Origin of the sequence: Aliifodinibius sp. S!AR15-10 (genome assembly GCF_031569985.1) — a bacterium.
Classification (GTDB): Bacteria; Bacteroidota; Rhodothermia; order Balneolales; family Balneolaceae; genus JAMQKA01.
Genome location: NZ_JAMQKA010000012.1, coordinates 90,213 through 115,063 on the forward strand (window position 1 = coordinate 90,213; position 24,851 = coordinate 115,063).

General features: G+C 46.4%; 35 protein-coding genes. 13 read left to right on the top strand and 22 right to left on the bottom strand.

Features of this window, described 5'->3' with window-relative positions; translation table 11 throughout:
• The 12 genes from NC796_RS10095 to NC796_RS10150 all read right to left on the bottom strand — a co-directional run bounded on the left by NC796_RS10095 (window position 1) and on the right by NC796_RS10150 (window position 8,562).
• Entirely contained in the window at window positions 1-672 is a 672-nt protein-coding gene (locus NC796_RS10095; RefSeq protein ID WP_310684269.1) for an isoprenylcysteine carboxylmethyltransferase family protein, read from the bottom strand.
• Between the two features lie 51 nt (window positions 673-723).
• On the bottom strand, window positions 724-1,755 hold the full coding sequence (locus tag NC796_RS10100; protein WP_310684270.1) for a type II glyceraldehyde-3-phosphate dehydrogenase: 1,032 nt from the start codon (window positions 1,753-1,755) through the stop codon (window positions 724-726).
• A 23-nt stretch (window positions 1,756-1,778) separates the two neighbouring features.
• Window positions 1,779-1,994, bottom strand: a complete 216-nt coding sequence (locus tag NC796_RS10105) for an SHOCT domain-containing protein (protein ID WP_310684271.1) — start codon at window positions 1,992-1,994, stop codon at window positions 1,779-1,781.
• Between the two features lie 134 nt (window positions 1,995-2,128).
• Window positions 2,129-3,217 (bottom strand): site-2 protease family protein, encoded by a 1,089-nt coding sequence (locus tag NC796_RS10110; RefSeq protein WP_310684272.1) that lies wholly within the window; start codon window positions 3,215-3,217, stop codon window positions 2,129-2,131.
• A 441-nt stretch (window positions 3,218-3,658) separates the two neighbouring features.
• Window positions 3,659-4,351 carry a lycopene cyclase domain-containing protein gene (locus tag NC796_RS10115; RefSeq protein WP_409070367.1) on the bottom strand — a complete coding sequence of 231 codons (693 nt, stop codon included), beginning with the start codon at window positions 4,349-4,351 and terminating at the stop codon, window positions 3,659-3,661.
• 40 nt (window positions 4,352-4,391) lie between these two features.
• Complete coding sequence (locus NC796_RS10120; protein WP_310684274.1) at window positions 4,392-4,676, bottom strand: DUF5676 family membrane protein; 285 nt, start codon at window positions 4,674-4,676, stop codon at window positions 4,392-4,394.
• Between the two features lie 14 nt (window positions 4,677-4,690).
• A complete protein-coding gene (locus NC796_RS10125) occupies window positions 4,691-4,879 on the bottom strand; it encodes a hypothetical protein (RefSeq protein WP_310684275.1) in 189 nt (62 codons plus the stop codon).
• Window positions 4,872-5,069, bottom strand: a complete 198-nt coding sequence (locus tag NC796_RS10130) for a hypothetical protein (protein WP_310684276.1) — start codon at window positions 5,067-5,069, stop codon at window positions 4,872-4,874. The genes NC796_RS10125 and NC796_RS10130 overlap by 8 nt, the downstream gene beginning before the upstream one ends.
• Window positions 5,070-5,152: 83 nt before the next feature.
• A complete protein-coding gene (locus tag NC796_RS10135) occupies window positions 5,153-5,617 on the bottom strand; it encodes a hypothetical protein (protein ID WP_310684278.1) in 465 nt (154 codons plus the stop codon).
• Between the two features lie 43 nt (window positions 5,618-5,660).
• Entirely contained in the window at window positions 5,661-6,047 is a 387-nt protein-coding gene (locus NC796_RS10140; protein WP_310684279.1) for a DUF302 domain-containing protein, read from the bottom strand.
• Between the two features lie 94 nt (window positions 6,048-6,141).
• Window positions 6,142-6,483 (bottom strand): P-II family nitrogen regulator, encoded by a 342-nt coding sequence (locus NC796_RS10145; protein ID WP_310684280.1) that lies wholly within the window; start codon window positions 6,481-6,483, stop codon window positions 6,142-6,144.
• Window positions 6,484-6,495: 12 nt separating this feature from the next.
• Window positions 6,496-8,562, bottom strand: a complete 2,067-nt coding sequence (locus NC796_RS10150; RefSeq protein WP_310684281.1) for a copper-translocating P-type ATPase — start codon at window positions 8,560-8,562, stop codon at window positions 6,496-6,498.
• Window positions 8,563-8,922: 360 nt separating this feature from the next.
• Here NC796_RS10150 and NC796_RS10155 point away from each other — a divergent pair, with 360 nt between their 5' ends.
• From NC796_RS10155 to NC796_RS10205, 11 genes are all read left to right on the top strand, one after another.
• Entirely contained in the window at window positions 8,923-9,069 is a 147-nt protein-coding gene (locus NC796_RS10155) for a hypothetical protein (protein ID WP_310684282.1), read from the top strand.
• A 24-nt stretch (window positions 9,070-9,093) separates the two neighbouring features.
• Window positions 9,094-9,267: a hypothetical protein gene (locus NC796_RS10160; RefSeq protein WP_310684283.1), complete on the top strand. Its 174-nt coding sequence runs from the start codon at window positions 9,094-9,096 to the stop codon at window positions 9,265-9,267.
• A gap of 153 nt (window positions 9,268-9,420) precedes the next feature.
• Entirely contained in the window at window positions 9,421-9,702 is a 282-nt protein-coding gene (locus NC796_RS10165; RefSeq protein ID WP_310684284.1) for a hypothetical protein, read from the top strand.
• A 36-nt stretch (window positions 9,703-9,738) separates the two neighbouring features.
• Window positions 9,739-9,948 carry a heavy-metal-associated domain-containing protein gene (locus NC796_RS10170; protein WP_310684285.1) on the top strand — a complete coding sequence of 70 codons (210 nt, stop codon included), beginning with the start codon at window positions 9,739-9,741 and terminating at the stop codon, window positions 9,946-9,948.
• 3 nt (window positions 9,949-9,951) lie between these two features.
• Window positions 9,952-12,372, top strand: a complete 2,421-nt coding sequence (locus NC796_RS10175; protein ID WP_310684286.1) for a heavy metal translocating P-type ATPase — start codon at window positions 9,952-9,954, stop codon at window positions 12,370-12,372.
• Between the two features lie 30 nt (window positions 12,373-12,402).
• A complete protein-coding gene (locus NC796_RS10180) occupies window positions 12,403-12,987 on the top strand; it encodes a hypothetical protein (RefSeq protein WP_310684287.1) in 585 nt (194 codons plus the stop codon).
• An 82-nt stretch (window positions 12,988-13,069) separates the two neighbouring features.
• Window positions 13,070-13,477, top strand: coding sequence for a hypothetical protein (locus tag NC796_RS10185; RefSeq protein ID WP_310684288.1), 408 nt, complete (start codon window positions 13,070-13,072; stop codon window positions 13,475-13,477).
• A 9-nt stretch (window positions 13,478-13,486) separates the two neighbouring features.
• A complete protein-coding gene (locus NC796_RS10190) occupies window positions 13,487-14,338 on the top strand; it encodes a hypothetical protein (RefSeq protein WP_310684289.1) in 852 nt (283 codons plus the stop codon).
• A 29-nt stretch (window positions 14,339-14,367) separates the two neighbouring features.
• Window positions 14,368-14,703, top strand: a complete 336-nt coding sequence (locus NC796_RS10195) for a heavy metal-associated domain-containing protein (RefSeq protein WP_310684290.1) — start codon at window positions 14,368-14,370, stop codon at window positions 14,701-14,703.
• A complete protein-coding gene (locus NC796_RS10200; protein ID WP_310684291.1) occupies window positions 14,696-15,169 on the top strand; it encodes a hypothetical protein in 474 nt (157 codons plus the stop codon). The genes NC796_RS10195 and NC796_RS10200 overlap by 8 nt, the downstream gene beginning before the upstream one ends.
• A gap of 28 nt (window positions 15,170-15,197) precedes the next feature.
• Window positions 15,198-15,647, top strand: a complete 450-nt coding sequence (locus NC796_RS10205) for a MerR family transcriptional regulator (protein ID WP_310684292.1) — start codon at window positions 15,198-15,200, stop codon at window positions 15,645-15,647.
• 305 nt (window positions 15,648-15,952) lie between these two features.
• Here NC796_RS10205 and NC796_RS10210 read toward each other — a convergent pair whose 3' ends face one another.
• The 7 genes from NC796_RS10210 to NC796_RS10240 form a co-directional block, all read right to left on the bottom strand.
• Window positions 15,953-16,285, bottom strand: coding sequence for an STAS-like domain-containing protein (locus tag NC796_RS10210; protein ID WP_310684293.1), 333 nt, complete (start codon window positions 16,283-16,285; stop codon window positions 15,953-15,955).
• The gene (locus NC796_RS10215) at window positions 16,269-17,138 is read right to left on the bottom strand and encodes a hypothetical protein (RefSeq protein ID WP_310684294.1); all 870 of its coding nucleotides are present in this window, start codon (window positions 17,136-17,138) and stop codon (window positions 16,269-16,271) included. The genes NC796_RS10210 and NC796_RS10215 overlap by 17 nt, the downstream gene beginning before the upstream one ends.
• 81 nt (window positions 17,139-17,219) lie before the next feature.
• Window positions 17,220-17,771 carry a hypothetical protein gene (locus NC796_RS10220; protein WP_310684295.1) on the bottom strand — a complete coding sequence of 184 codons (552 nt, stop codon included), beginning with the start codon at window positions 17,769-17,771 and terminating at the stop codon, window positions 17,220-17,222.
• Window positions 17,755-18,042, bottom strand: a complete 288-nt coding sequence (locus NC796_RS10225; RefSeq protein ID WP_310684296.1) for a hypothetical protein — start codon at window positions 18,040-18,042, stop codon at window positions 17,755-17,757. Before NC796_RS10225 ends, NC796_RS10220 begins: the two co-directional genes overlap by 17 nt.
• Before the next feature lie 273 nt (window positions 18,043-18,315).
• A complete protein-coding gene (locus NC796_RS10230; protein WP_310684297.1) occupies window positions 18,316-20,448 on the bottom strand; it encodes a hypothetical protein in 2,133 nt (710 codons plus the stop codon).
• Window positions 20,399-20,656: a hypothetical protein gene (locus NC796_RS10235; protein WP_310684298.1), complete on the bottom strand. Its 258-nt coding sequence runs from the start codon at window positions 20,654-20,656 to the stop codon at window positions 20,399-20,401. Before NC796_RS10235 ends, NC796_RS10230 begins: the two co-directional genes overlap by 50 nt.
• Window positions 20,657-20,668: 12 nt before the next feature.
• Window positions 20,669-20,986, bottom strand: a complete 318-nt coding sequence (locus NC796_RS10240; RefSeq protein WP_310684299.1) for a hypothetical protein — start codon at window positions 20,984-20,986, stop codon at window positions 20,669-20,671.
• A gap of 196 nt (window positions 20,987-21,182) precedes the next feature.
• On the opposite strand from NC796_RS10240, the gene NC796_RS10245 reads away from it, so the two are divergent.
• Window positions 21,183-21,596 carry a hypothetical protein gene (locus NC796_RS10245; protein ID WP_310684300.1) on the top strand — a complete coding sequence of 138 codons (414 nt, stop codon included), beginning with the start codon at window positions 21,183-21,185 and terminating at the stop codon, window positions 21,594-21,596.
• 158 nt (window positions 21,597-21,754) lie between these two features.
• On the opposite strand, the gene NC796_RS10250 is transcribed toward NC796_RS10245, so the two are convergent.
• Together NC796_RS10250 and NC796_RS10255 are read right to left on the bottom strand one after the other, a co-directional pair.
• Window positions 21,755-22,036: a hypothetical protein gene (locus tag NC796_RS10250; protein WP_310684301.1), complete on the bottom strand. Its 282-nt coding sequence runs from the start codon at window positions 22,034-22,036 to the stop codon at window positions 21,755-21,757.
• Between the two features lie 187 nt (window positions 22,037-22,223).
• On the bottom strand, window positions 22,224-23,084 hold the full coding sequence (locus tag NC796_RS10255; protein WP_310684302.1) for a hypothetical protein: 861 nt from the start codon (window positions 23,082-23,084) through the stop codon (window positions 22,224-22,226).
• Between NC796_RS10255 and NC796_RS10260 the strand changes: the two genes are divergently transcribed.
• Window positions 23,083-23,412 carry a hypothetical protein gene (locus NC796_RS10260; protein WP_310684303.1) on the top strand — a complete coding sequence of 110 codons (330 nt, stop codon included), beginning with the start codon at window positions 23,083-23,085 and terminating at the stop codon, window positions 23,410-23,412. The genes NC796_RS10255 and NC796_RS10260 overlap by 2 nt on opposite strands.
• Before the next feature lie 804 nt (window positions 23,413-24,216).
• Here NC796_RS10260 and NC796_RS10265 read toward each other — a convergent pair.
• Window positions 24,217-24,846: a porin family protein gene (locus tag NC796_RS10265; protein WP_310684304.1), complete on the bottom strand. Its 630-nt coding sequence runs from the start codon at window positions 24,844-24,846 to the stop codon at window positions 24,217-24,219.
• Between the last annotated feature and the right edge of the window lie 5 nt (window positions 24,847-24,851).

Here is a 24,851-nt window from a genome sequence, read left to right on the forward strand (position 1 = left end):
TTAGTCTGGGTTTTCAGGAGCATTACCGGACCGTTGAATAAACTGTTTCCAGTTGTCTTTCACCGGAAGGAAGGCCGGGACGTTCTGCTTGTACTTGAGATACTCTTCTCCAAACTCCTCGATCACTTTCTTCTCTTCCCTTTTGGCAAGCAGAACATAAGCGATAACGATGACCGGGAACAGGCCTACCGAGAATATGGTGGGCCAGTGAATGACACCCTCTCCAAAAAGCCCGATAAACAACCCCGTATATTGGGGATGCCTGACCAGGCTGTATAAGCCGTCTGTTGCGAGCCTGTTTTCCTCTTTTGCACGATAGAGTTGGCGCCAGCCCTGGATAAAAATTCCGAAGCCAATAAAAAGCAGGATATAACCCGCGATCATAGAGATCATCATACCCGTTTCACCAACGCCCACTAAAGTAGACCAAAGGTTGGCGTTTAGATCACCACTACCACTATCCAACCCCAGGAACCGCACCATCAGATAAATAGTAAGAGGAAAGCCATACATTTCTGCATACAGCGCGATGATAAAGCCCTGAATCAATCCGGCTCCCACCCACTCCCGCCAGGTTTTGGGTGCCATGTACTTGTATAATAGCCAGGAAGCAATAACGATAACAAAAATCGCTACCACCCAGGCTCCCGAATGTTCTATTCCTCTTTCCATATTATTATTCCGTTTTGTTTTAATCTATGTTGGTAAAATAACCGGGTCTATCTAAAGGAATCTCTGTGTAATACCCAGCGACCGGTTTGTCTTTTCAATGGATTTGTTGGGGTCGGGTTCAATTCCGGTAAGCGCCCGGATCGCATCAATGGTTTCGGGAATGACGATGGCCTGGTTATCGACCAGGTAGGCGTAGTACAGCTCGTCACCTTCCACTTTGAGCATATCCTCCCAGATGGCCACTTCGTACATATCGCCGTGCGGGCGCCCCAGGTCCAGCATCAGCTCCTTAACGGCATTGTTGGCCGAAAGATCGTCGCTCATATTGATAAATGCGGTTCGCGTTGAAGTGCCTAAAGCTTCCAGCACTTCCTCTTTAGATGCTTCTCTGGTCAATTGAACGGTCCAGTAGTGCAGGTGGCTCAGTGTTTCCGGCACTTTCACCGCTGCGGTTACCACATCCAGTTCAGGGTCTACGCTCTGGGCATCCGGACCTTGGTGGCTGGGTATCTCCGGCTCTGGCACCAGCGTATTCATGATGCCGTTTTTGTGGCTCTCCCACGGATCAGTAGCACGTCGCAGCAGTGTGCCACGTGCTTTGTTAAGCAGTCCCGCCCGTTTTAATGCGCTCAGGGTCCTTACGATGGAGGTGGTGTTGCAGGAGACTACGCGGGTCGCTTCTTTTCCCAGCGCTGATACATAATTGTTTTCCGCGCTGAAGGAATGCCCGGTCGTCTCGTGTTTCTCCCCGCCCTGCACAATATATTTCACACCTGCCGTTTTATACCGTTTGGCATTCTGGGCCCCGAACTTTTTGGGAGCGCAATCCACCACCAGGTCAGCGAGCTCAAGCAGGTCGTCAAGATCGCCGGCTACCGGAATATGTTCTTTCTTCATTGCCTTGCGGCCTTCTTCGGTATTGGCAAACACGGCATATCCTTTGGCGGCTGCGGCTTTAATTCTCCAGTCGGCGGCTATATCGCCGATGCCCACCAGTTCCATATCTTCTTGCAGGGTTACTGCTTCCGCCACCCGTTTTCCGATGACGCCATATCCGTTTACGGCTACTTTTATTGTTTCCATAGTGATCAGATTGTTATAGTGAGTCATTTATTCTGTTTTAAAATCTTTTTTCGTTCCTCAAATTCTTCCCGTTCAATTTCTCCGCGGGCAAACCGCTTTTTTAAAATATCTATGGCATCTTCGCCGCCATCGGTTGTCGGTCGGTAGGGAATAACATTAAAAACCACCAGCAGAATGATGGCTATGATGATAATCCACCAGATCCAGTGCATGCCTATAAAGTGATGATCGTAAAACATGGTGCTAAGGTATTATGTTACTGTTGAATATATGCTGTGCCATTATTTGTCAGTTGTAGCAAGGTGCTGTCTGTAAAATAAAGCCCGTGCCTTAAAACAAGCTTAAATTTGCGTAGTTCTCACTGCTTTGGCAATTATTCTTCGATATGGGCGGACAGCGTTTGTCGTGCCCGCATGATATCGTTCAGGTTATGATCTGTTATAACGCCTAATAACTTCCCCTCCTCAACCACCGGGTAGATAGATTGCCCCTCGACCTGAGTGGCGGAAATCAACTCCAGTAAAGTGATGTCAGGTGGAATGGTTTGGACGTCTTCCCGGATAATTTCGACTACCGGACGATTAGATTTGCCTTCCTGTAACGCTTTGATAATCGATGCATGGGAGACCAGACCCTCAAACCGGTCGCCATTGGTAACGACTACCTCTGAAGCCGGGTTTTCAAGCATCGCTGAAGCGGCCTTGGCCACCGTGGCGCTGAGCGTTACGCCCGGATAGTTGCCCGTAACGATATCTTTGGCCGTCAGGTGTCTTACAGATTCAGCCATCGAAACCTGCCGGGCTTCGGCACCGGCTCCCAGGAATATGAAAATTCCGATAAACAGCAAAAACGGATTATAGAAGAGGCCAATCAGGACGAATCCGATGGCCAGCAGTTGACCGACCGAAGCGGCCACCCGGGTGGCTTTGCTTCTTTTTATTTTGAAGGCCAGCAATGCCCGGAGCACCCGCCCGCCGTCCATCGGGAAAGCAGGTATCAGGTTAAATAGTACCAAAATAATGTTAATTACCAGCAGGTCGGCCAGGAAATTGCCGCCGGTTACGTGGTGGCTCAGTTCCATATTGCTTTGCCCCAATACCAGCATGATGAGGTACAACCCGATGGCGATAACCACATTAACCGCCGGCCCTGCGATGGTCACCGCCAGTTCCTGTTTGGGGTCTTCGGGCATGCGTTCCAGACGGGCCACTCCACCAATGGGCAATAAATTGATATCCTGCGTTTCGATACCGTATCGTCGGGCTGTAAGTGCATGACCAAACTCATGTAGCGTCACACAAGCAAAAAGGGCCGTCAGGAACAACAGGCCCATGGTTATCTCAACAAGACCGTGTCCCTGTTGCAGGTGCATCCAGGAGAGCCAGATAATCAGCAGAATAAAGGTCCAGTGAATAAAGACCTTGATACCTGCAGGTTTTCCGATGTAAAGTGACCATTTCATGGCAGTGTTCTTTCGATTGGTGGTTATTTATTGAATAAAAAGGGGCCTTTGAAATACCTTTGTTTGGACCTCCCCAAACCCTCCTAAAGACTCAAGAGGAGTTTGTGAGGAAGTATTTCAAAGCGTCCTAAAAAATAAGTGCCTGTTTCAAAGTGTTACCCGCGTATATGATGGTACCTATTCATCTTATATGCATTCGGATGATTTTTGGTCTCTACTCTTACCGGAACTTCCTGCAGCTGAGCGTTACCCAATAGCTCGCCAAGTTTATCCGCAAGATTGCGAGGCAGGCTTTTTAGTATTTCCATAATAATAATTTTTGATTGAATTAACGGATGTCATGTTCTTTGGTAGAACATACGAGGGTATTGCTGAAATAAAGCTTAAACCGGAAGGCGTTCTTCTAATTATTTTGGCAATACACAGAATAGACTTGACTCATCAGGCAGGTTGTAGCCTGTGCCAGGTGAGGTGTTCGTACAGGCTGGACCAGTACATGCCAAAGGTAAAGGCAAAAAGATACTCTTCCAGCGGTATCCCGGCGATCACCAGACCGGACAGCTTCTCAAGCGTCCAGACATGTTCTACGTAATCAGGAAAGACCATATTCAAAGTGGTAAAATAGATGAAATACAGCCCTGTAAATAGTAGGCCGCTAATCCAGATTTTCCGGGTCAGATCGGGCCGGCAGAGCATAGCTGAAGCTCCTCCTGCAAACATGGCGATCGACCCGCAATAAATATGATTGAGTGGTGTAAACAGGGCAAGTATGAGAAAAGCGACGGGTGGAGTAAACAGGCTAAGTAAATGAAACCGGTGGCGTTTGTGCCTGCGATCATGATCCGAAACGCTAATGGTGTTTACGGGAGTAATCACCTTATACAGCACCGCTCCAATTCCACCGATCGCAAAAGAAAAAATAAGGCTTTCAATATCAAAACCGGTAAGCTCTGCCAGATTAAACAGGGAGGGCGGCGTCCAGTATTCAGGCACAAAGAGCGGCTCGGTAAGTCCCATGGGCATCGTCCAGAGGCTTACCTTTAGCATTTCTGCTCTGATGGACTTTGTATAAACGAAGATGATTCCCCACAACAGTAGGATGAGTAGGGACCATATAAGCCAAACGTATTGCATATTCATATTTGGACACGATTTTCAGGGGGGAGGGAAACCGTTACTGCTCTTCTTCCTCACCTATGCCGATATTATAAATAGACGCAACCAATGCCCCAATCAACCAACCCAGGATAAAGGTTTGTATGATGCCAAAGAATGCATCCAATGGCGGGACACTCATGCGAATTATGGGTTCTACATCCAGTCCATGTAATAGGCTGTTAAAGAAGAAAATAGTCCCCTCTCTTCCCACCGAAACCATCAGGATAATACAGCCGATATATAGAACAGCGCCGGTAGCGCCAACAGCCAATCCCATTTTTTTGATGTTTAGCGTTTTCATAGTGACCTCCGAATTTAATGTTGATGATCTTGATGTTTGGATCCTTTTCGGTGGTGACCAATCATCAGGATATGGCAGGCAAACATGGCTATGACAAAAAGAAAGATGGTTATGCTGCTACTCAACCCTAATAGAGGCGCAAAAAACAGTAGCAGAAGCGGCACGCCGCAACCGATGATCATCCAGAGGGTGTGTTTATCCATGAGTTTTGTTCTCATTTTTACGATTGTGTTGATCGGCCTGTCGTTGCCTGTACACATGGTTTTTGGCATCTTCAATCAGGCCCAGTGATTTCTTCTTTGAAGCCCATATCCAGACGCCCAGTGTAACCAGCAGCGCACCAAGCCAAAGAATAACCAACCAGCCGTTGCTAAAAGTTGTAAGTTCTTCCATGAGCGTTTCCTCGGGTTGCTATAGGTAAAACTCTGCCGGACAACAGCATTCTTGTCCGGCAGAAAGATTAAAGGTGGACGTGATTAGTGATTATGCTTGTGGTCCCCCTTTTTCATGTTGTTCATATCCGATTTGGAGTCTCCCTGCATCATCTGCATGCACATCATGTGCATCTTCATCATGGAGGAGTCGCCCATCATCTTCATCATGTTGGAGTGATCCATTTCCTTGCCGTCCATCATGGACTGCATCATTTCCATGTGTTTTTGCATACGCTGCTTCATCTGGGGATTATTCATCATCTTTTGCATATTCCCCATCATCATGGTGCTGTCCATATCCATACTTTGCATCATGTTTTGCATCATTTGCTGGCGCATCTCGGGATTTTGGGCCATATGTTCCATCATCATGGCACGCATGGTGGAGTCTTGCATCATCTCCATCATCTGTTGTTTTTTCATTTGCATATCTTTGTTTTGCTGTTGGGCAAAACCTAAACTAGTGATAAGAAAAAATGCTGATAGAATAAGTGTTAAGCGTTTCATAGTGGTCACCTTAATTTTGGATTAAATTCTAATTGATTTCTTGTTATAGATTGTTGATTACCTTTTCTAATCTCTTTCGGACCTCATCAGCAATAGGCTGAAGCCCTTCGTTGGATACGGCCTGCATTGAGGCCACTGGGTTTACGGCTGAAACTTCTACCGTGCCATCTTCATTTTCTTCTACGATGACATTGCAGGGCAGCATCACGCCGATCTTATCTTCCGCCTGCAGCGCCTTGTGGGCAAAGTTTGGGTTGCAGGCACCCAGGATTTTATACTTTTTAAAATCTACATCCAGCTTCTTTTTCAGGGTATCCTTGACATCGATTTCCGTCAACACGCCAAAGCCCTCTTCTTCGAGTAGGCCGGTTACTTTTTCTATGGCCTGATCATAGGAGAGATCTACTTTTTGTGATGTGAAATATTCCATAGTATTTTTGGTCTTTTAAGATTTAATAGGTTTTGATGTTCTACTGTAACATACAACAACCTCCCTTAAGGTAACCTTAAAGTGTGGAGCTTAATTAATTGAGTATATCAGCCCCCTGTTTCCCATCTCGTATCCGTATGGGTTGCTCAATGGGTGATACAAATACAATTCCGTCACCAGATCGTCCGGTGCGGCCATGTTTTTTAATGATCTCAACTATTGAACTCACATCCTCCTCCTTAGCTGCAATTTCAATCTTGACGATGTGGGTATGCATAGCCGGAAAATTTAGAGACCCGTGTTGACGGTCCGGGTCACTGTATCGGCCGGTACCTTCGCCTTCGAAGGCGGTCATGCAGCAGTGGCCCCCTTTGCGCAGGGCAGAGTAAACGTCTTCCAGCAGCATCGGTCTTATATAGGCTTTGACAAGTTTCATAGTAGTCTTCGTTTAGCGTTCGATTTTAAGGAAACGGGCGTTGATGGCCACGATCACCGTGCTGAGTGACATCAGTACCGCGCCCAGCGCCGGACTCAGTATGATGCCGTAGGTATATAGCACGCCGGCAGCCAACGGTATGGCAAAGGCGTTGTAACCGGTGGCCCACCACAGGTTCTGTACCATCTTGCGGTAGGTGGCTTTGGCCAGAGCAATCAGCGAAGCCACATCTTTGGGATTGCTCTGTGTCAGGATGATATCGCCGGTTTCCACGGCCACATCCGAGCCGGCCCCGATGGCGATACCCACATCGGCCTGCGCAAGGGCAGGAGCATCGTTTACCCCGTCGCCGGTCATAGCCACTTTAAGTCCGCGCTGTTGCACTTCTTTTATTTTGGCCGCTTTTTCTTCCGGCAATACCTCGGCAAAGTAATCATCCAGCCCGAGCTCATTGGCCACATAGGCGGCTGTTTGACGGTTATCGCCGGTGAGCATGATACATTGAATACCCATATCATGGAGGCTTTGAATAGCCTCGCGGGAATCTTCCCGGATACTGTCGCCAAGGGCGATCGCCCCCTGAAGTCTATCGTCAATAATGACGAATACCACGGTTTTCCCCTGACCGGAAAGCTGCTCATACTGTTCTGTCGGGAGTTCAATATTATTTTCACGCAGGTAACCGGGGCTTACCACTTTGACCTGTTTGCCATCTATGCGACCTTCAATTCCTTTTCCTGTAATAGAGTTAAACTCTTCTACTTTCATTAACCCGTCTGTAGCTTTTACGATGCCCCGGGCAATTGGATGTTCTGAGTTCTGCTCAAGCGAGCCGGCCAGGCTCAACAGTTGCTCTTTATCGTCGAAGCCATTGAATGTCAGTACATCTGTTACGCCAAACTCACCATGGGTAAGCGTTCCTGTTTTATCGAAGATTATGGCGCCGAGGTTACGGGCTTCCTCAAACGCGGTACGGTTGCGGATCAGGAATCCGTTTTGGGCGGCCAGGCTGGTGGAAACGGCTACGACCAGCGGGACAGCCAGTCCCAGCGCATGCGGACAGGCAATCACCATTACGGTAACAGTACGTTCCAGGGCGAAAACAAAATCTTCAGTAGTAAAGAAGATCCACGCAAAGAAGGTAAGCGCACCGGCACCTAACGCAATGATGGTCAGCCAGAATGCGGCGCGATTGGCTAGGTCCTGGGTGCGTGATTTACTTTCTTGTGCCTGCCGTACAAGATCAATGACCTGGGAGAGAAAGGAGTCTTCACCCGTTCGATTTACTTCAATAGTAAGAGATCCTTCTCCATTTAGGGATCCCCCGATTACTTCGTCATCCTGTTGTTTGGATACCGGCTTTGATTCGCCTGTCATCAGGGATTCATTGACCGAGCTTTTTCCTTCCAGGACCACGCCATCAGCAGGAATCTTTTCACCAGGTTTTACCAATACTTTAAATCCCTTTTGGAGCTCTTCAAGCGGGACATCTTTTGTGGACCCATCATCTTGAACAACATGAGCTTCCGATGGCATCAATTTAGCCAGCTCTTCCAAAGCACGGGAGGCGCTCATCACCGACTTCATCTCGATGTAATGGCCGATTAGCATGATATCCACCAGTGTGGCCAGCTCCCAGAAAAAGACCTGTCCCTCCACGGCAAACACCACCAGCGTGCTATAGACGTAGGCGGCCGTAATGGCAATCCCGATCAGGGTCATCATCCCGGGCTGGCGATCCTTCAGCTCATCGTAGAGCCCCTTTAGAAAAGGCCAACCACCGTAAAAGAAGACGATGCTGGAGAGTACAAAGGAGATATAAATATCCCCGGTAAACCGGAGGGTATCTGCTAGTCCAAGGAATGCCTGAATCATCGGAGACAGCACCAGGATGGGCACCGTCAGCGCAATAGAAATCCAAAATCGCTTCAGGAAATCTTCGGCCATGTGGGCGTGGTGTTTAGAGTGACCACCGGATTGATTGTGTTCTTTGTGATTGTCATGCATCTGATCATGTTCATGATGCTGATGCTCACTATGAGCGTGGTCATGATTGATATGTTCTTGATCGTGTTCCATAGTACCATCCTATTAATGTTATTTTGACAAAATATTTTTTTAATAATGTGTGAATCCAGCTATCGCCAGTTATTCTACATCATTATACAGAATAGAGGCTTAAATTAAGCTTAAATAACTGTGGATAGGGAGAAGCTTTTTGAGAATGTCTTAGCAATGGGATAGGTAAAACAGTGTTTTTTACCAGATATGACTGAGGGAAAAAAGGTGGGATGGTACGTGAAGGCAATAAAACAAGTTAAGCATCTTTTTTATTTGACTCTCGACCATGGTACAGGCCTTATATTACCGGTGAATTAGGTTTTATAAAGCCAATAAGCCTGTTTTTGAAGAACAAATTACCATGTAAAGGAGGTAAGTATGAAAAAAATCGCAGCCATTCTATTGATATTAGTAGGTGCCATTGCACTCAATGCCTACGGTCAAGCAGACACTACAACGACCATACAGCAAGATAAAGCCATTACGCTTCAAATTGAGGGCATGTCTTGCGAGTTCTGTGCATGAGGGCTGAAAAGCTCACTGGAAAAGTTGGATGGCATCTCCATTCATGAGATTGATCCCAAGGAAGGTTTTGCCAAGCTGTCATTCAAACAGCCCTATATGCCCTCGGATGAAATCCTGAAAGAAACCGTAGAAAATGCCGGTTTTAAACTCACAAAGGTTCAGCGAAATAAGGAGAACGATTCTGACCAGGACTCTTGAGTTATGTCTCTTGAATTAGTTGTATTTCTCGCAGCAATAGCGCTGCTCTTGCATACGCCCTGAGAGCTGGCCCAAACCAAAGCCCTGAGCACATGCGCTGGTAAACCATGGCCCATTCGACTACGGAATTGTTCCATAGGTATTGTCTCGGACGTGCTATACACCGTAGGCCTGTTCTATCTAATCGGTTGGTGGCTTTCGGACTACCAGTGGCTGAGTAAGGCAGGTATTGTTCACTACAGTTTTGTGTTTCTGCTAAGTTTTCTTGGAGCCTACCTTACCGAACTCGTAGCCCAGCGACTGGGCTGGTGGCACTTTAACCGAAAGGTGCCTCACTTCCCGAAGAGCCTGGGTGATGTGGCCGTGACCCCGGTATTGCAACTACCCGTTCTGGTAGTAATAACTTATTTGACAGCTCAATTCATGCTTTTATAAATCAACAACTAATCTGAATACAAGTAAAATGATAGTATGGAAAAACTGACATTCAACATTCCCGATCTGCACTGCGAAGGCTGCGCCGACCGTTCAACCAATATTTTGGAGCGGTTGGATGGCGTTCATCAGGCAAAGGTAACCTTTGACGATAAATCGGCCGAGGTTGAGTTTGATTCCGATAAAACCTCCTTCGATGAGATGAAACAGGCTCTGGACAAAGCAAATTACACAGCCGAAAAATAACCTATGCAAACCCTTCAACTCCATATCGGCGGTATGGCCTGCTCATTCTGTGCCCAAAGTATCGACAAGGCTATCGGGCAGCGGGAAGGCGTTGCAACAGTCAACGTGAGCCTGGCTCACGAGCAGGTACTGATTGAGTATGATTCGGGCGATATAAAAGAAGCGGACCTAAAACAGATTCTGCTTGATCTGGGCTATACCATCCGGGATCCCGACAAGGTCAAGGCCTTCCAGGAACAGCAACAGGAACTAAAAACGCACCGTAATCGTCTGCTGGTTGCTTCGGTGCTCACACTGGCTGCGCTCGGCATCATGTTAAAGATGTGGGCCGGTATTATGAGCTGGTGGCATCCTTACGTTACAATGATATTGGCTCTGATTACGATGTTCGGCCCGGGTTGGTATATCAAGAAAAAGGCCTGGCAGTCCCTGCGCCGGGGGATCCTCAACCAGCACAACCTGCTGGAGTTTGGCGCATTCTCGGGCTTGGTCGGCGGCATCGCCGGACTCTACAACCCCGTCTTTCCAGCCACTGAGTTTTTTGGCGTATCGGTGTTTATTACTACCTACCATATCCTGTCCGGCTGGTCAGCCAACAAGGTACGCGCCCGGGCTTCGGAGTCGGTACGCAAGCTGCTGGACCTGCAGCCCGACACCGCCCGGAGGGTGGACGAAGAGGGAAACGAGCGGGAAGTCGAACTGGATCAATTGGAAATTGGAGATCGCGTCCGGATCCGTCCCGGCGAAAATATTCCCGTCGATGGGGAGATTCTCAAAGGGCGCTCCGGGGTGGACGAAAGCATCGTGACCGGCGAATCCATCCCGGTGGAGAAAAACAAAGGCGATGAGGTTGTGGGCGGATCCATCAATCAGACCGGGACGTTGCTTGTAAAAGTGACGGCTCTCGGTGATGATTCCTTCTTGCAGCAGATCGCCCGGCACATTGAACAGGCCCGTGCCATGAAGCCGGGCATCATCCAATTGGTGGACCGGGTGCTCAAATATTACGTCCCGGGGGTTGTTGGTTTTGCGATTCTTTCTATCCTCATTTGGACGCTGGGCCTCTGGCTGGTAACGGGCCAGACCAACTTGCCGCGCGGCATCTTTGCCATGCTGGATGCCTTTGTGCTGGGCTATCCTTGTGCCCTCGGCATGGCCACACCGCTGGCGATGATTCGCGGCGGAGGCATGGCCGCTGACCGGGGCATCCTGATGCGCTCGGGGGAAGCCTTTCAGATCATGAAAGATATCGAGACCGTGGTGCTGGACAAAACGGGTACGGTTACTATTGGCGAACCTAAGGTTGTGGATGTGTTTACCACCGATCAGATGCCTAAAAATGACTTTCTCAGGCTGGCCGGAGCCGCCGAGCAGCACTCCGAACACCCGCTGGCCCAGGCCATAGTGGGACATGCCAAAACTGAAATAGAGGCTTTCCCCGAAGCCGCTGAATTCGACTCAACAACCGGGAAAGGTATCCGTGCCAATATCGAAGGGCAAACCATACTGCTGGGAAGCCTGGAGTATTTGGAGGAAGAGGGTGTGGATATACAGCTCCACTCAAACTGGATTTCCAGCCACGAAGAGCAGGGGCACACCGTTATCGGGATGGCTTCTGAGGGCCGCATGTACGGCCTGTTTGCCTTGGCCGATACGCTTAAAGAGGATGCCAACGAGACCGTCAGCCGCCTGAAGGAACAGGGAAGAGATCTTGTATTGCTCACCGGCGACAACAAGCGAACAGCACGGGCCATCGCCGAGCAGGTGGGAATCGAGCAGATCGAAGCCCGGGTAAAACCCGACCAGAAAGCCGAACGCATCCGCAACATCCAAAAGGAAGGCAAGCGCGTGGCGATGGTCGGCGACGGCATCAACGACGCACCGGCGCTCACCCAGGCTGATGTGGGCATAGCGATCGGCACGGGAACGGACATCGCTATCGAATCGGCCGATGTGATCCTGATGGGCGAACGGTTGTACGCCTTGGTCGAAGCCTTTGAAATCGGGGAAAACTCCTTCAAAAAAACCAAACAGAACTTGCTGCTGGCTTTCAGCTTCAACGGCATCGGGGTGCCCCTGGCTACTACCGGCTTGCTGTACCCGGTCTGGGCGATGATCGCCATGGTGGCCAGCGTGACGGCCGTACTGGCCAACTCATTCTGGGGACGGTTGATCTCCAAAACCTCTCAATACAGAGAAGAAAAGAAGGAACGGTCGATCACCTATCAGGTTCCAAACATGCACTGCGAGCATTGTGTGGAAACGATTCGGCAGGCGCTTTCCAAGCGGTTTGATGACATCACCATCCGTACCGACTTGGATCAAAGTGAAGTAACCGTACTATTTACCAACGGAAACATAAATGATTCCAGCTTGAGAGAAGCACTTGTGGAGATTGGTTATAAACCAGAAACAAAAAACTGATAGAATACCAACCTTTAACCTGCTAGGACTATGATTTTTAAAAATTGGAAAAAATCGAATTTACTGCTCCCGTTATTGGGTGCATTGTTAATAGCCGGGTGCGAACAAAAATTCGTCAAAGACTGGGACGACCAGCCGCAGGATATGACCGCGGCCATGGGCGTGGTGCCCGATTCCCTGCAGGCCATGAACCTGGCACCCCTGGTGAAAGGCTACTACAATGGAGGCGATCTCTACTTCATTCATACCGAAGCTTCTGACTCCTCCGTGGCCAATTTACTTACTGAAATGATGGGACCGCAAGTAGTCCATCTTCCGAAGTTGGTAGAGACACCAGATAGCCTGCTGGCCGATATCTATGTTTTCAAAGACGGGGTAGAAGGACATGGCCCCTTCGGGTTCCAGCCTGATATCTTTGGCTCCGTACCCGATGATCCTGGCTACAGTCCGCTACGCTCTATCCACTTGGTGCGCTGGAATGAAAATGCCGAACTCAGGGAATTGAAAACGGTTGAGGCCCTCATGGAGGCACAGTCAAATGGTGAGCTTGCGATTGAAGAGACCGGTATTGTAGTAAATATGCCTGTACTGGTCTGGCCAGGCGGACATCGGTGATTAATAAACTCAAAAATAATTTGACTCTGGGGTATGGTACAGACCTTATATTACCATCGAACAACAAAGAATGTAGCTACCAATGAATACTGACGACCAAAATATTCAAACGTGGCAGCAAAAAATATCCAGTTTTTTAGCGCTGTTTACCTCAACCGGCACGTTGATTTGTTGTGCCCTTCCAGCTGCTGTGGCGGCTATTGCAGGGGGCGCAGCCGTCACATCCATGATTTCTACGTTTCCGTGGATGGTTACCCTGTCTGGCTACAAAGTATGGATTTTTCTTGGATCCGGAATTATGCTGCTTATAAGTGGCATTCTGGTGTACCGCCCAAAAGGTAAAGTGGCATGCAGCATCACCGGAGGTCAGGGATGTGAAGTGGCTGGCCGATTTACCAAAGTTATGTTTTGGTCTTCGGTCATCATTTATAGCACCGGAGCTTTTTTTGCCTACGCACTGGTTCCAATCATGCGGTTTCTGGGGATTTAAATTTTAACGATGAAAAATAATCACAATAGCTTTATGAACTTTTCGATGTTCAATAGAATTTCCAGCTTATCTATTAAAAGTCTGCTGTTACTAGCTCTCTTCAGTCTGGGTAGTATTTCAACCACTCAAGCCCATGAGCCTATTTTTGGAATCGGCCCGCGAACTATCTGGCAATATGGCGTTGGTTTTGAAGTGGGATTGAACATTCAGCACTATACGCGTCAGGCCCTGTACGAAATGGATTATCATGGAATTTACGGAATAACCGCGGATTGGGCAGTGAGTTTGAGTACCCATCAACCCTTGAACGGGCATGGAGCAAACGGCTTGAGTTTCGGCAATCTGGGCATCAGTTCCAAGTATCGGTTCTTTCGAAACGACGTGGCAGGAGGGGTATATCATGCGGCCGTTTTAGGAGGTGTCGAACTACCCACCGGTGACAATAATATAAGTCCCAATACTACGGATGTTTTTGCCGGCCTTTCAGGGGCTTATGAAGGACGACGCTGGCTAATGTTTGCTACCGGCCGATATAGACTTAATACAAACGTCAATGGAATAGAACGCGGAAATGCTTTTTTATATGACTTGGCCCTCGGCGTGCGTCCCGTGCTTACAGACTACTATGAACCCGACGTGGTGTTGATGGCGGAGTTGAATGGACAGGTATTTGGTGCTAACAAACGAAACGGTACCGTGATCCAAAACTCAGAGGGAGGTCGTCTTTTTGCCGGCTTCGGAGCTTGGATCACTTATCGAAACTGGGCCGTCAAGCCGGGCCTGCAAGTGCCTGTAGTTGATAATATTGGGCGTGAAAGCCCGGTTCCCCGATTCACCTTCGCCGTAGAATTTCACATTTAATCCAACATAAATCTTAAAGTACGATCATTATGAAACGTTTAACCATTACTGGCTTGGTCCTTGGTTTACTGTTTATGCTGTCAGCCGCTGATCAGGCTCACGCACAAAAGAAAATTAAGAATCCTGATATTGTAGTCGGAGTGGACGGGCTGGCTTGTCCATTCTGCGCTTACGGTCTGGAGAAGAAATTGAAAAAGTTGGATAGCGTGGAAGATATCTATGTAAATATTGACGAAGGTATCACAGATATCAAACTAAAAGAGAATACAACCCTCGATAAAAGTGAGCTCACAAAAGCAGTAGAGAAAGCGGGATTCACGGTACGAGATATCACGTATCCCAATAGAAAAGAATCCAATGAGTAAGACGTTCTTCTCAAAACGGACATTACTCTGCTTGGCTGCATACGGGTTTCTTTTGAATGTTATTTGGGAGTTCGCCCAGGCGGGTCCGCTCTATGACATGTGGGATGAAGTAACACTAGCAGCAGGGCTGTTTCACATCACTCTGGCTATTATCGGAGACGTCCTGATGGTACTACTTATCAGCGTATTGACAGGATGGATCTGTGGTTTCAAGAAATTACGTTCCCTGTTGCCGGCAGCCGGTGGGTGCATGATAACAGTTGGTTTTATAAGTGGATTAATTCTGGAGTGGTCGGCCAAATTTATGGACTGGTGGACTTATAGCGAGCTGATGCCCACGATTACGTTGTTTGGAGAGACGGTCGGAGTTTCTCCAGTAATGCAAATGACGCTGCTTCCTTTTTTTAGTATGTTGCTGACAGTTAAGTCCAGCAGTTACATATTGAATGTTCCTGAATACCAGTAAATGAATTTGTTATGAGATGAGAGAAGATATGGACAAAAAATATGAGGGCATTGTCACTTTCAAAATCGGGGAAGTGGCTCGCAGAGCTTCCGTTAACAAAGAAACGGTGCGGTACTACGAGAAACGCGAACTCATTCCCGAACCCGACCGCCGCCGGTCCGGCTACCGCATATTTACCCGACGACATATCGATCAGATTCGGTTTATCAAACGGGCCCAGGAGCTGGGGTTTACCCTCAGTGAAATAAAGGAACTGCTGGAGCTGCGGATGGATGAAGACACTACCTGCTCAGAGATTAAAAGTGAGGCGCAGGAAAAATACCAGGATGTGGTAGAAAAAATCGAAGATCTACAGCGTATCAAAAATACCCTAGTAGATTTAATTGATTCATGTACCGGCGAAGGACCTAAGGGAGATTGCCCTATTCTGGGCGCCCTGGAAGGAGACAGTGAAACGGGAAACCAGCTGCGACAATGAGCTCCTCAAAAGGTATTTGACTCAAATCTACCATTACGTGTCCCCACTGTGGATATGGTTAACCGAGACCATGCCTACGATTCCTGCCAATATTTTTGGAAGTGTCCAAACTGTAGAGATGTCTTAAAACCTAAAAAAAAGATTGGTGTGTGCTGTTCGTGAGGTGATATACCTTGTCCGCCCGTTCAGAAAGAATAACCTGCAGTCAATGGCTTTTGATACTGCTACTCACACTATTCGTTAGTGGTCAAGTTGACTTTTCTTGAGTGTTGGAATAAGTTTCGAGCCTACTCCCACAGTTTTATTTAAAATGTCAGGAGTTCTGACTCGGAGGTGGCTTTTGAGTTGCTGAATGCTGCTTTAGAATGGTCTTTCGGCTTTTGTACCAATTCATCCATTTCTCTCACAGAAGAATTCATATTTGTCATTTTAACTTCTTTGTCGATATGAGGCAGGTGTGAGTTCAGCTCATCCAAAAAAGAACGAGAAGCGAACTCTATATCGGAAAAGTCTAAGACAACTGTATTAACCCATGAGCTTTCAATTCTCTTGACCAATTTTTTAGCAGTAGCCCTGTTATTTAAGGCACTTACATCGAATTCTTTTCGTAGGTTGATATGTTTATCGAATATACTCATAGATGTCGACGTGTTTAGGTGGTTTTTGGAATCCCATACAAATAATGGTGCCATTCCAACTAACCTGTGTCAAATTAATAAAGTGATTCCGCCCATTATTGTCAATAAAATACCCGGCATTACCACTTATAACGCAAAAATAGCCATTTAGTTCATTATTAGATAGCAAATTGATGGTGTTTTTAATTCCCGTCCCTCTTTTTTGAGAGCCAAATTCATCTTTAGCAGATAAATGCTGGCGAATTACTTTTTGTAATGCATCCATATCATTGGTAACACTTCTATCCGCATTTTTTAAGGATTGATAAATTCCTATCCCGTTATCCAGAAGACAGATTTCGCAAGAGTTATTGGCTGGCCAAAACTGGGAAAATATATAGGCTAAATCCGCTTCTGAATGTTCCATTATATTATCAACCATTTCGGAAATAAGAAGATAGAATACGTTATTACCAACTCGGTCAAGAAATTCTTGGTCATCAATATTGCGCCGCAAAAGTTTTGGGTATTGGTCAGATAAAAATCTAAGCTTTTCTTCCCGCCCGTCCCTATTGGCTGATTTTAGGTCAGCTTTTGTAATGGGAAAGTAAGTTTGCCCAATTTTATTGAATTCAGAAGTATTCGTTCCTTCAGGGAATTCAATACTATCTAAATATGAATTGGCATTTTGTATCGTGATGTTATGATCAAATGCATAGCTGGCGATAGGAAGTATAGAAACTGGTCGAATAAAATCGATAGTAGAAAAACTCGCTGTACCGCCATCAGGAATAGAGCTAAGGATTCTCAGATTCTTTACCAATTCCTTAATACGTACTAAAGGATCCCAACTACCGCCTATATGTAAACTCATTAATTGTTTTGTTCTAAAAATTTGCTTGAGAGGGATAAAGATAAGAGTTATACAGTTGAACAGATAGATGAAATAGTTGATTTATATTAAAACAACTGGCAAGGATGTCATCCCAATCGACTCCGCTACAAAATAGGTCGAATTCCCATCCACAATATCAAAAAGACTGTTTTCTTCTTTATTTGGTTTAATAGAAATAGGTTTTCTTCTCGGTATTATTCCCTGGTAGGCTTGTCTCATGTAGATAAAAGCGTTGGCAATGCCTTTCGGGCGTCTTCTTGTAGGCTGGAGCCAGCAGATCGGTAGAATCGCTGTAGCTTCCGTCATATCGAAGAAACGGTCTAATCGGTTGGGATCTAGGCAGAACATACGCTGGTAGTTTTCAAGGTACGTCCCAATTTGTCCCATGTCAAGCCAACCCGTTAATGGGGCATCAAAACCATCCTCATTTATATAATTCACCTGAATGCGTTGCCTCGTTTCATCTATAGTTAGATGGAGTCTGTTGAAATCATGATACTGGCAGTTGATTTCATCTACTTTTGCTGCCAGATGCTCAGTTGATATAGATGGTTTTACCACTTTTTGTCGGGTAATCGGCATTTCATCTACGCGGTTATAGGTTTTCGGCATGGGGATTCTCCTGGATGGTCTGAATGATATAATCCACTTCTGACTTGCGACATAGTTTAACAGCTTCACGCCCGGTACTTTTATTCCGCCCGTAACTGCGCACGGTGATCATTTTGCGATAGCCGCATCGGTAAAAGGTGGTCCGAGAGATGCGTCCCAGCTTTTCACACATGTAGCTGATCGCTTCACCAATCGTCATGAAATCTTCATTGTTGGAGGACATGTTGCCCGTCGGGTTGGTGGTATTTTCAGGATTTTCAAAATTAGACATAGTCTTTCTTATTTTCTTAGAGGCCAAGGTTAAGTGCAGTAAAAACTATCGGTTAAGTGTCTAAGAAATTGGCAAAGATTCATCTTAGATATCTTAGACCGATCTTAGACTTCTTAGTCGTTTCTTAGTGGTTTTCTTAGATATATAATTATTTACTAACTAACTATTATTATTATACTTATAGGGTGTTGTTTGGGAGAGAAATGGAAGTTCTAAGAAAATAAGACGGTGTTTTCAAATTCTTAGAAAATCATAGATTTCTCCTATTTTCGCCTAAAATGGTGGCGAGCTATCACCGGTGCTTGTCTGGTATTCGGTGGCGGGTTTGCGGCCTTGCTCTTCCAACATGATGTTCGCCTCCTCCCGCTTGCCAAAGGCGCGTAGCCAGGTTGGCGTTAGATGTTTGCGGGGAATATGGTAGCCATGTCGGCTTTCTTTGACAGTACCCTTCAGCGGATCTTCGTAGCTGTAATAATTGGTTTTTGCCTTTCCGTGCAGGTCAAGAGCCTCAATTTCTTCCCGGATGATATCCTGGCTGATATACTCCCGGCCTTTGTTATAGTTGGTGTAGGCGTCCCAAATACCGCTCCAGTACATGACCAGCCCATCCTTGCTGTTCCAGCCGTAATAGCGTTTCGGCAGCTCCCCGTTATCGTTCATGATCTCAATACTGGCCAAGAACTGCTGAAGTGGGGTTTGGTGCACTTCGCGCTCTGCAGAGTTGGCTAGAAACTCCACTCCATAACGAAATATTTCGGTGGATACGCGCGAATCCCGAAGCAGGTTCTGCATCTCCCGTAGGTCCTCTTCGCTTACCTTGGCTCTTTCTTGAACTGACTGTTCAACCAGTTCCGCGAACTGGACATCACCGGGCCGACAGACAAATAGATCTACGGTAATAAGGGCCGCCATATTTTCGATTTGACGGTCTTTAATCTGAAAACGAACGCCTTCTTGGTCACTTCGTCGTCCTAATTCTTCCTCGACGGCTTCGGTTAGCAGTCGCTTGGTCCAGAGTAGCTCACTTTTGAACAGCTCCCGATTAAAGTCATTAAAGGTGTAAAGCAGCGAGAGAAAGAGTCGCTGCATCTCTTTTTTGTGGTTATCAAACCACCAAAGATTATCCACCGAACCACGTTTATCTTTGGCGTATTCGATCATAATACACCGCGATCGGAAGTGATCTTCGGTGGGTTTGTAGTTAGAGATAAACATCAGCTGCGACCGAACAGGACTCCAGGCGTTTTTGGTCCGGTCATGAGAAGCGCTCACGCCACGTTGTCTCAATTCGTACCACATGTTAAATACTTGTGGCGTGATCTTGCCTTTCCCGGGCACAAACTCATCCATGATCACTGGGATCTTGCTGTGGTTGGCCAGCTTGTTTTCGGCGGACTTGAGCGTAGGATTGGAATCTACGTCCGTAAAGGATTGGCCAAAGAAATTCAGCATGATCTGCGAGAGCTGGCCTTTCCCCGTTGAGGGTTCCCCAAACAAGTATAGAAACACGACATGTTTAAACACATCGTAGATCTCGTCAAAAAACAGAAAGGAAAGCATATAGGAGAAGATGAAATACCCTTCCACCTTTTTCTCGGGCTGTTGTCCGGCGATAAGCTCTCCAAATTTGTCTCGAACGGTATCGATAAAGTACTGGAGCTCTTTTTCCACAAACAGATGATGTTCCTCATCGCTGTAAAAGCCATCTGTGGGCGAAGGAAGATCTAACAACGGGGCGGGCTCAATGCGGCCGGGTTTCACGTAAAAGGTAGTGTCGGCAGCTACCATGGGGAATAGGCCAGAGTCTCTGTCGGGTGCTATCATGTATTGGGGCTCCCGAAGGTGATCATCCGGAATATTAATTAAGGCGTTGCGGGTCAGATAAAAGGTATAGCCATGGTGTTCTATAAAGCCATAATAGTTGAACTCATAGACCGTTTGCGGTTGCCAGCGGTTACACAAAAAGCTCATAAAGAAGAGGATTTCATCATCAGACTTAAAGCGAGCTGATTGATAGGAATGCTTAAATATCTGAATCTGAAAGGCCTTCTTCGACAGCAGATCTTCCGGCTCCAGTACAAAGAGTTCGCTTTGGGTTAGAGTTCGTGTTTCTGGGGTCAGCCAGCTCACCTGGCATTCATAGAGCGTCGAATCCCATTTCAGTGTTTCGGGATTATAGCGGATGATCTTAGAGTGTATTTCAATGTCGAAGGTGCCAATCCGTCGACTGGTACCATCAGTTTCGTTTCGGTACCAGCCAAAATCAAGCTGGTCGGAGCTGTCCACATATTCAAACGGTTCTTTTTGAGAGTCGGTGACGGCAGATGGTTCTAATTCATCTGGGCTGTTTCGATTTTTAGGTGATAGTAGCTTTAGAGAGCTTTCCCGGGTTTTGCTGCTGCTCATTTAGTTGTTTTTGAGATATTAAAATTTTGTGCTCGCTTACATGGTTGAGTTCATAGAGGTTGTCTCCATATCCGTAAATCACCCAGAGGTCGTAACCTTCTACCAGTTGGGTTTCGATCATGCGGATGATTTCTTTACGTTTCTTACCATCGCAGTCTATAAAGTGGATGGTATCCCCAAGGGTATAGCGCGTTTTAATAGTTGCCATAAGTGGGGCCTGTCAGGTGAGTTGAGGTTCGATAAATTCAAATTTTATTCCCTTGGCTACCTGCAGTAGCTGGCTTGGTAGGTTAAATTCTTCTGTCAGTCTTGCTCTGACCTGGGCAGGGGTTATACCCAAGGTGTTTTCCATATGACAAAGGCGCCGGTCAGAAATGTAATAGGGTTTTTTAAACCATTGGCGAAAAGTGTTTAATTTGACGTCGGGAAACATTTCCTGGCGGAACTCATTATAAGAGTCGAATTGCTGGAAAATTTCCTGTTTAATTAGCGACAAGCGGGTTCGATTAATTTCATATTTTGTTATTGGTCCGTTCACAAGCGTATTTCTGTCTTTTAAAATTTATGGGTAAGTAGTATAATCGGATGGTAACAGTTAAACGTTACCGATACCTACAGGGATAAAGTAGTGATGTGATAGTAACGAAACAACAAAAAATGATGTGATCAGAAAATATTTAGGAAGGGCATTTGTTCCAATCACATAAAAACCAATAGTATAGGAAAGAGGAATTTTGGAGAAAAAATCTGGCGAAACATTACAAGATAATGTCCGGTATCTGCTTGAGAAGTATTACGATGGAAATGTGTCTGAAATGCAGCGGGAGACGGGCGTAAATCGGTCTGTGATTTCAGAGATAAAAAATGGAGGGAAGACGGAAGTAAACAGCTCCACGCTAATACGGTTTGCACAATCAGGGATAAATCTTAATTGGCTACTAACGGGAGAGGGCGCACCATTTACCGTTAATGAAATGGCCGATATTAGCGAAGAGCTGAAAGAAAAGCAGTTGCTTGATAACCGCATGAAAGAGATTAAGGTGCTTGTAGGTGACATTGAAGATCAGCTATCCGAGCAACCGCACCTGCGGCTTGATCCGGATGTTCAGAGCGCACTTCTTGAACTACTGAAGAAAGCTGTTCGATAAGGGTAAGTACCTGTTTTTTGCTATTATCGTGTTGGGTTTTGCAAGGGCTACAGGTTGATTGGTTTGTGTGCATGGTCGCTGGCACTATTAATTGATTACGTTTTTTAGTGTTCTGTGTTACCAAAAAAAATATACAAGAGCAGCTTAGCCCGAGTTTGTTACACATTTGCCGAAAAAAGTCGTTCAATAACTTTGCGATCAAAATATTTCCGGCGGCCGCCCACTCTCAGGCACGGAATAAACTGCTTGTGGGACGGTGGCAGATTACTGCGATTGAGGACTGTTCGCTGATCGATACCAAAATCTGCTTCGATATCCTGGGCCGTTATGTAACGCGATTTATCGGGCTTGGATTGGTACGCGCGTAACAGAAATTCTATTTTGGATTCAAGATTGGCAATGGTTTCCAGCAAGGTATCTTTGGGGTCTTGTTGGTTCATGACGGGTAGATTAGAGTGTTCAAATTATTTGATAACGCCGCCAAAGAAACCACATCTGCCAGTAACATTCACGCCCCCAAAAAATCAGATTTTGGAAAACACCCAGCAATTATTGGGGATAAATTCAAAATCTGTAATTTTACCCCAAATTATACCCTCTATGGTGAGGAATCGCATATTTGTTTTCTCAAATTTTGGTCGCTTTTCGAGAAAATAGGGTACCCTTTTTAAGGGTGGCTCTGATTCGGTGTTTGAGAATGGATTTGTAGGCTTCGGGGTTGACCAGGTATGTTGGGGCATTCAGAACTTCGTATTTTCCTGCCGCTTCCTTTACAAGTTCATCAATGGGTTTGCGAGCTTTCACGTTATTGACATGCCCGTTGGTGCTATCAATGAGGAAATCACTGATTAGCTCATCCAAATCATCCACCAAGAGCTTAAAGGTATACTTCCCATGCAGACCTATGCGGAGCTCTAAAAATGAAATGGCATCGTCAATACAGGCGAATTGCCCTATGCTGCGAAGCTTGCCTTCCAGTCGTTTCATGGTATCCTTTGAGCAATTGTAGATGCGGGCTATTCTACACGTCCATGGGGCATAGTCCAGGTTAAGAACACCTTCGCCATATTCATTAAAAAGACTCTCCAGGAGCCCGGAAAAGTGGGGATTGGTAAGGTCTGCTCCGGTAAAATCTATGTCAACGACTTTCCTGCGATTGACCTTTTGTTCAGCAAATTCGACCAGGCTCCGGCCAAGAGTCAACAGGTGATCATGGTATAGCCTGCGAACCGAAGCGGCGAACTCAGGGCGAAAGGTTTCGGTCGTCCGGCCTGAAAAGTTTTTAAGGCAACCCTGCAATTGTTTCCGGTATTGCCCTGTTTCTTTTAGATATTCAACAGCAGTAATGCGTGTTGCAACCATTCGTTCGTGATCCGATGCAAAGTTAAGATCGCTGGGGAGTTTTGCCAGTCGGCCTGCGATAAGTTTGAGCAGCAGGTCTCTTTTCGGAAGAGTATTGCTTAATAATACAGGCACCTTTTCAGGCATGGATGCAAATGAGTTTTTTATTGCTGATTTACCGTTATGTTGGGGTGCGGTAGAACACAGCATTTCCCTTCATGGGAACCCTGTAGTGCCACCGGCAGACCGAATAAAGCTACGTCTTTTGCAGGAAATTCACAGACTTTTTTCCCAGGAAAATACCGTGGCTTGTGGCACAAAAGATATAGAAAAGAATTACTTTTCCACCGGTCGGGCACGTGAATTTAATTCACATAGTTCATTTGTAGTAGTACAAAAAGTAGTACATGAATCCTCAAAATTGGCCTTTATGCCAGCTAAACCCGATATTCGTTTTGAAACAAGTTCAGGATGACACAGAGACTTCTTTTCAACCCTTAACTGCGTTACGTATGTGAATCGCAGAATACTCAATTCAATTTCTTTGGTTTCAGTGGAGCTACTTCCGAGCTGGTGTGTTGGCATAAAAATGGCCAGATAGAATTACAGCTCTTGTCTGAATTGAATACCGAGTCCTCATCGTAGGAAGATTTCTCCCTCTCGGTCGAAATGACGACGTCGAATAGAGGATAGTAGTCTGTCGGACGAGCATAATCTACTGCGAACCCTCCGAATTTGGCCAGGTTTTGGGCTACTATCTGGGGATATACTCCATCCCTATAACCCAGTCATCTCGAACGTGAGTGAGAGATCTTTGTGCCAAAGGGCAAGTTTCGTTTCTGTCATTAAGCCCCATCCACGACCGTCCGCATTGAAATACCAGGCGATTAGCATTCTGGCGGCGGTGCTGTACCGAGGTGCAGCCCACCGTGGAAGGTAGACCGCACCAGTGCCGTTGTACACTCCTTACTACTACGAGTGACTGTTGCTTACTACTCCATCGGACTACAAGGACTACTCCGTGTGTCTGACATTATAGTGTCGGGCTATCCGACATTAGTATGTCAGGGTATGCGACATTATAATGTCAGGCACTCCGACATACTAATGTTATCCATCATGACATTGTAATGTCAGACCATGCGACATCATAATGTCATGGAGCGCGACATTGTGATGTCGCACAGACGGTGCTTATAAGGGCAGACATGTTGAGTGGTAAGGATAGACAACTACCTCCCAACCTATAAAAGCGTTTGCGCAGGTAGACTTTTCTAAATTAGAAATGGAATCCGATCATAAACAGCAGGGTACCGTTCCGCGAAGCTTGTGAAGCCGCCCCGTTAAAAACATCGGTAAACCCCACGTCATAGCGAATTTCCGCAGTCATGGTATTGAAAGGAAAATGAAGATCGGTACCTACGCCCAACACGCCTCCAAAATCGGTATCACTGGCCTGGTTAACTAGTTTATCGGGCGTGGACTGCTGATTTTCAACCAGTTCGATATTGCTGTTGTTGGCAATCAAAAATGAAATGTAAGGCCCGGCGTAAAGATGAGGACGAAAGAATCCATCAAACGGCAGATGATATTTGGCCAGCACTGGTATCTCCACATAATCCAGCGTGAGATCAAACTCGATATCCAGCGAAGGATCACGCTCACTGCTTCCCTTTTCCAGGTACAATACTTCCGGCTGCACAGAAAAGGCACGGGTGAACCGGAAATCGAATGAAAGGCCTATCACAAAACCGGGGGCAGAGGAGCTCTCCCAATCGGTATTCGTCAGGCTGCTGGTAGCGATCCCGCCTTTTAAGCGTTTGTCGGGTTTTATTTCATCCTGGGCTTTTAGCGGAACGGTGGCAAAGGCCAATAGAAATATTCCTGAAATGAATATTTTAAATCTCATACAAA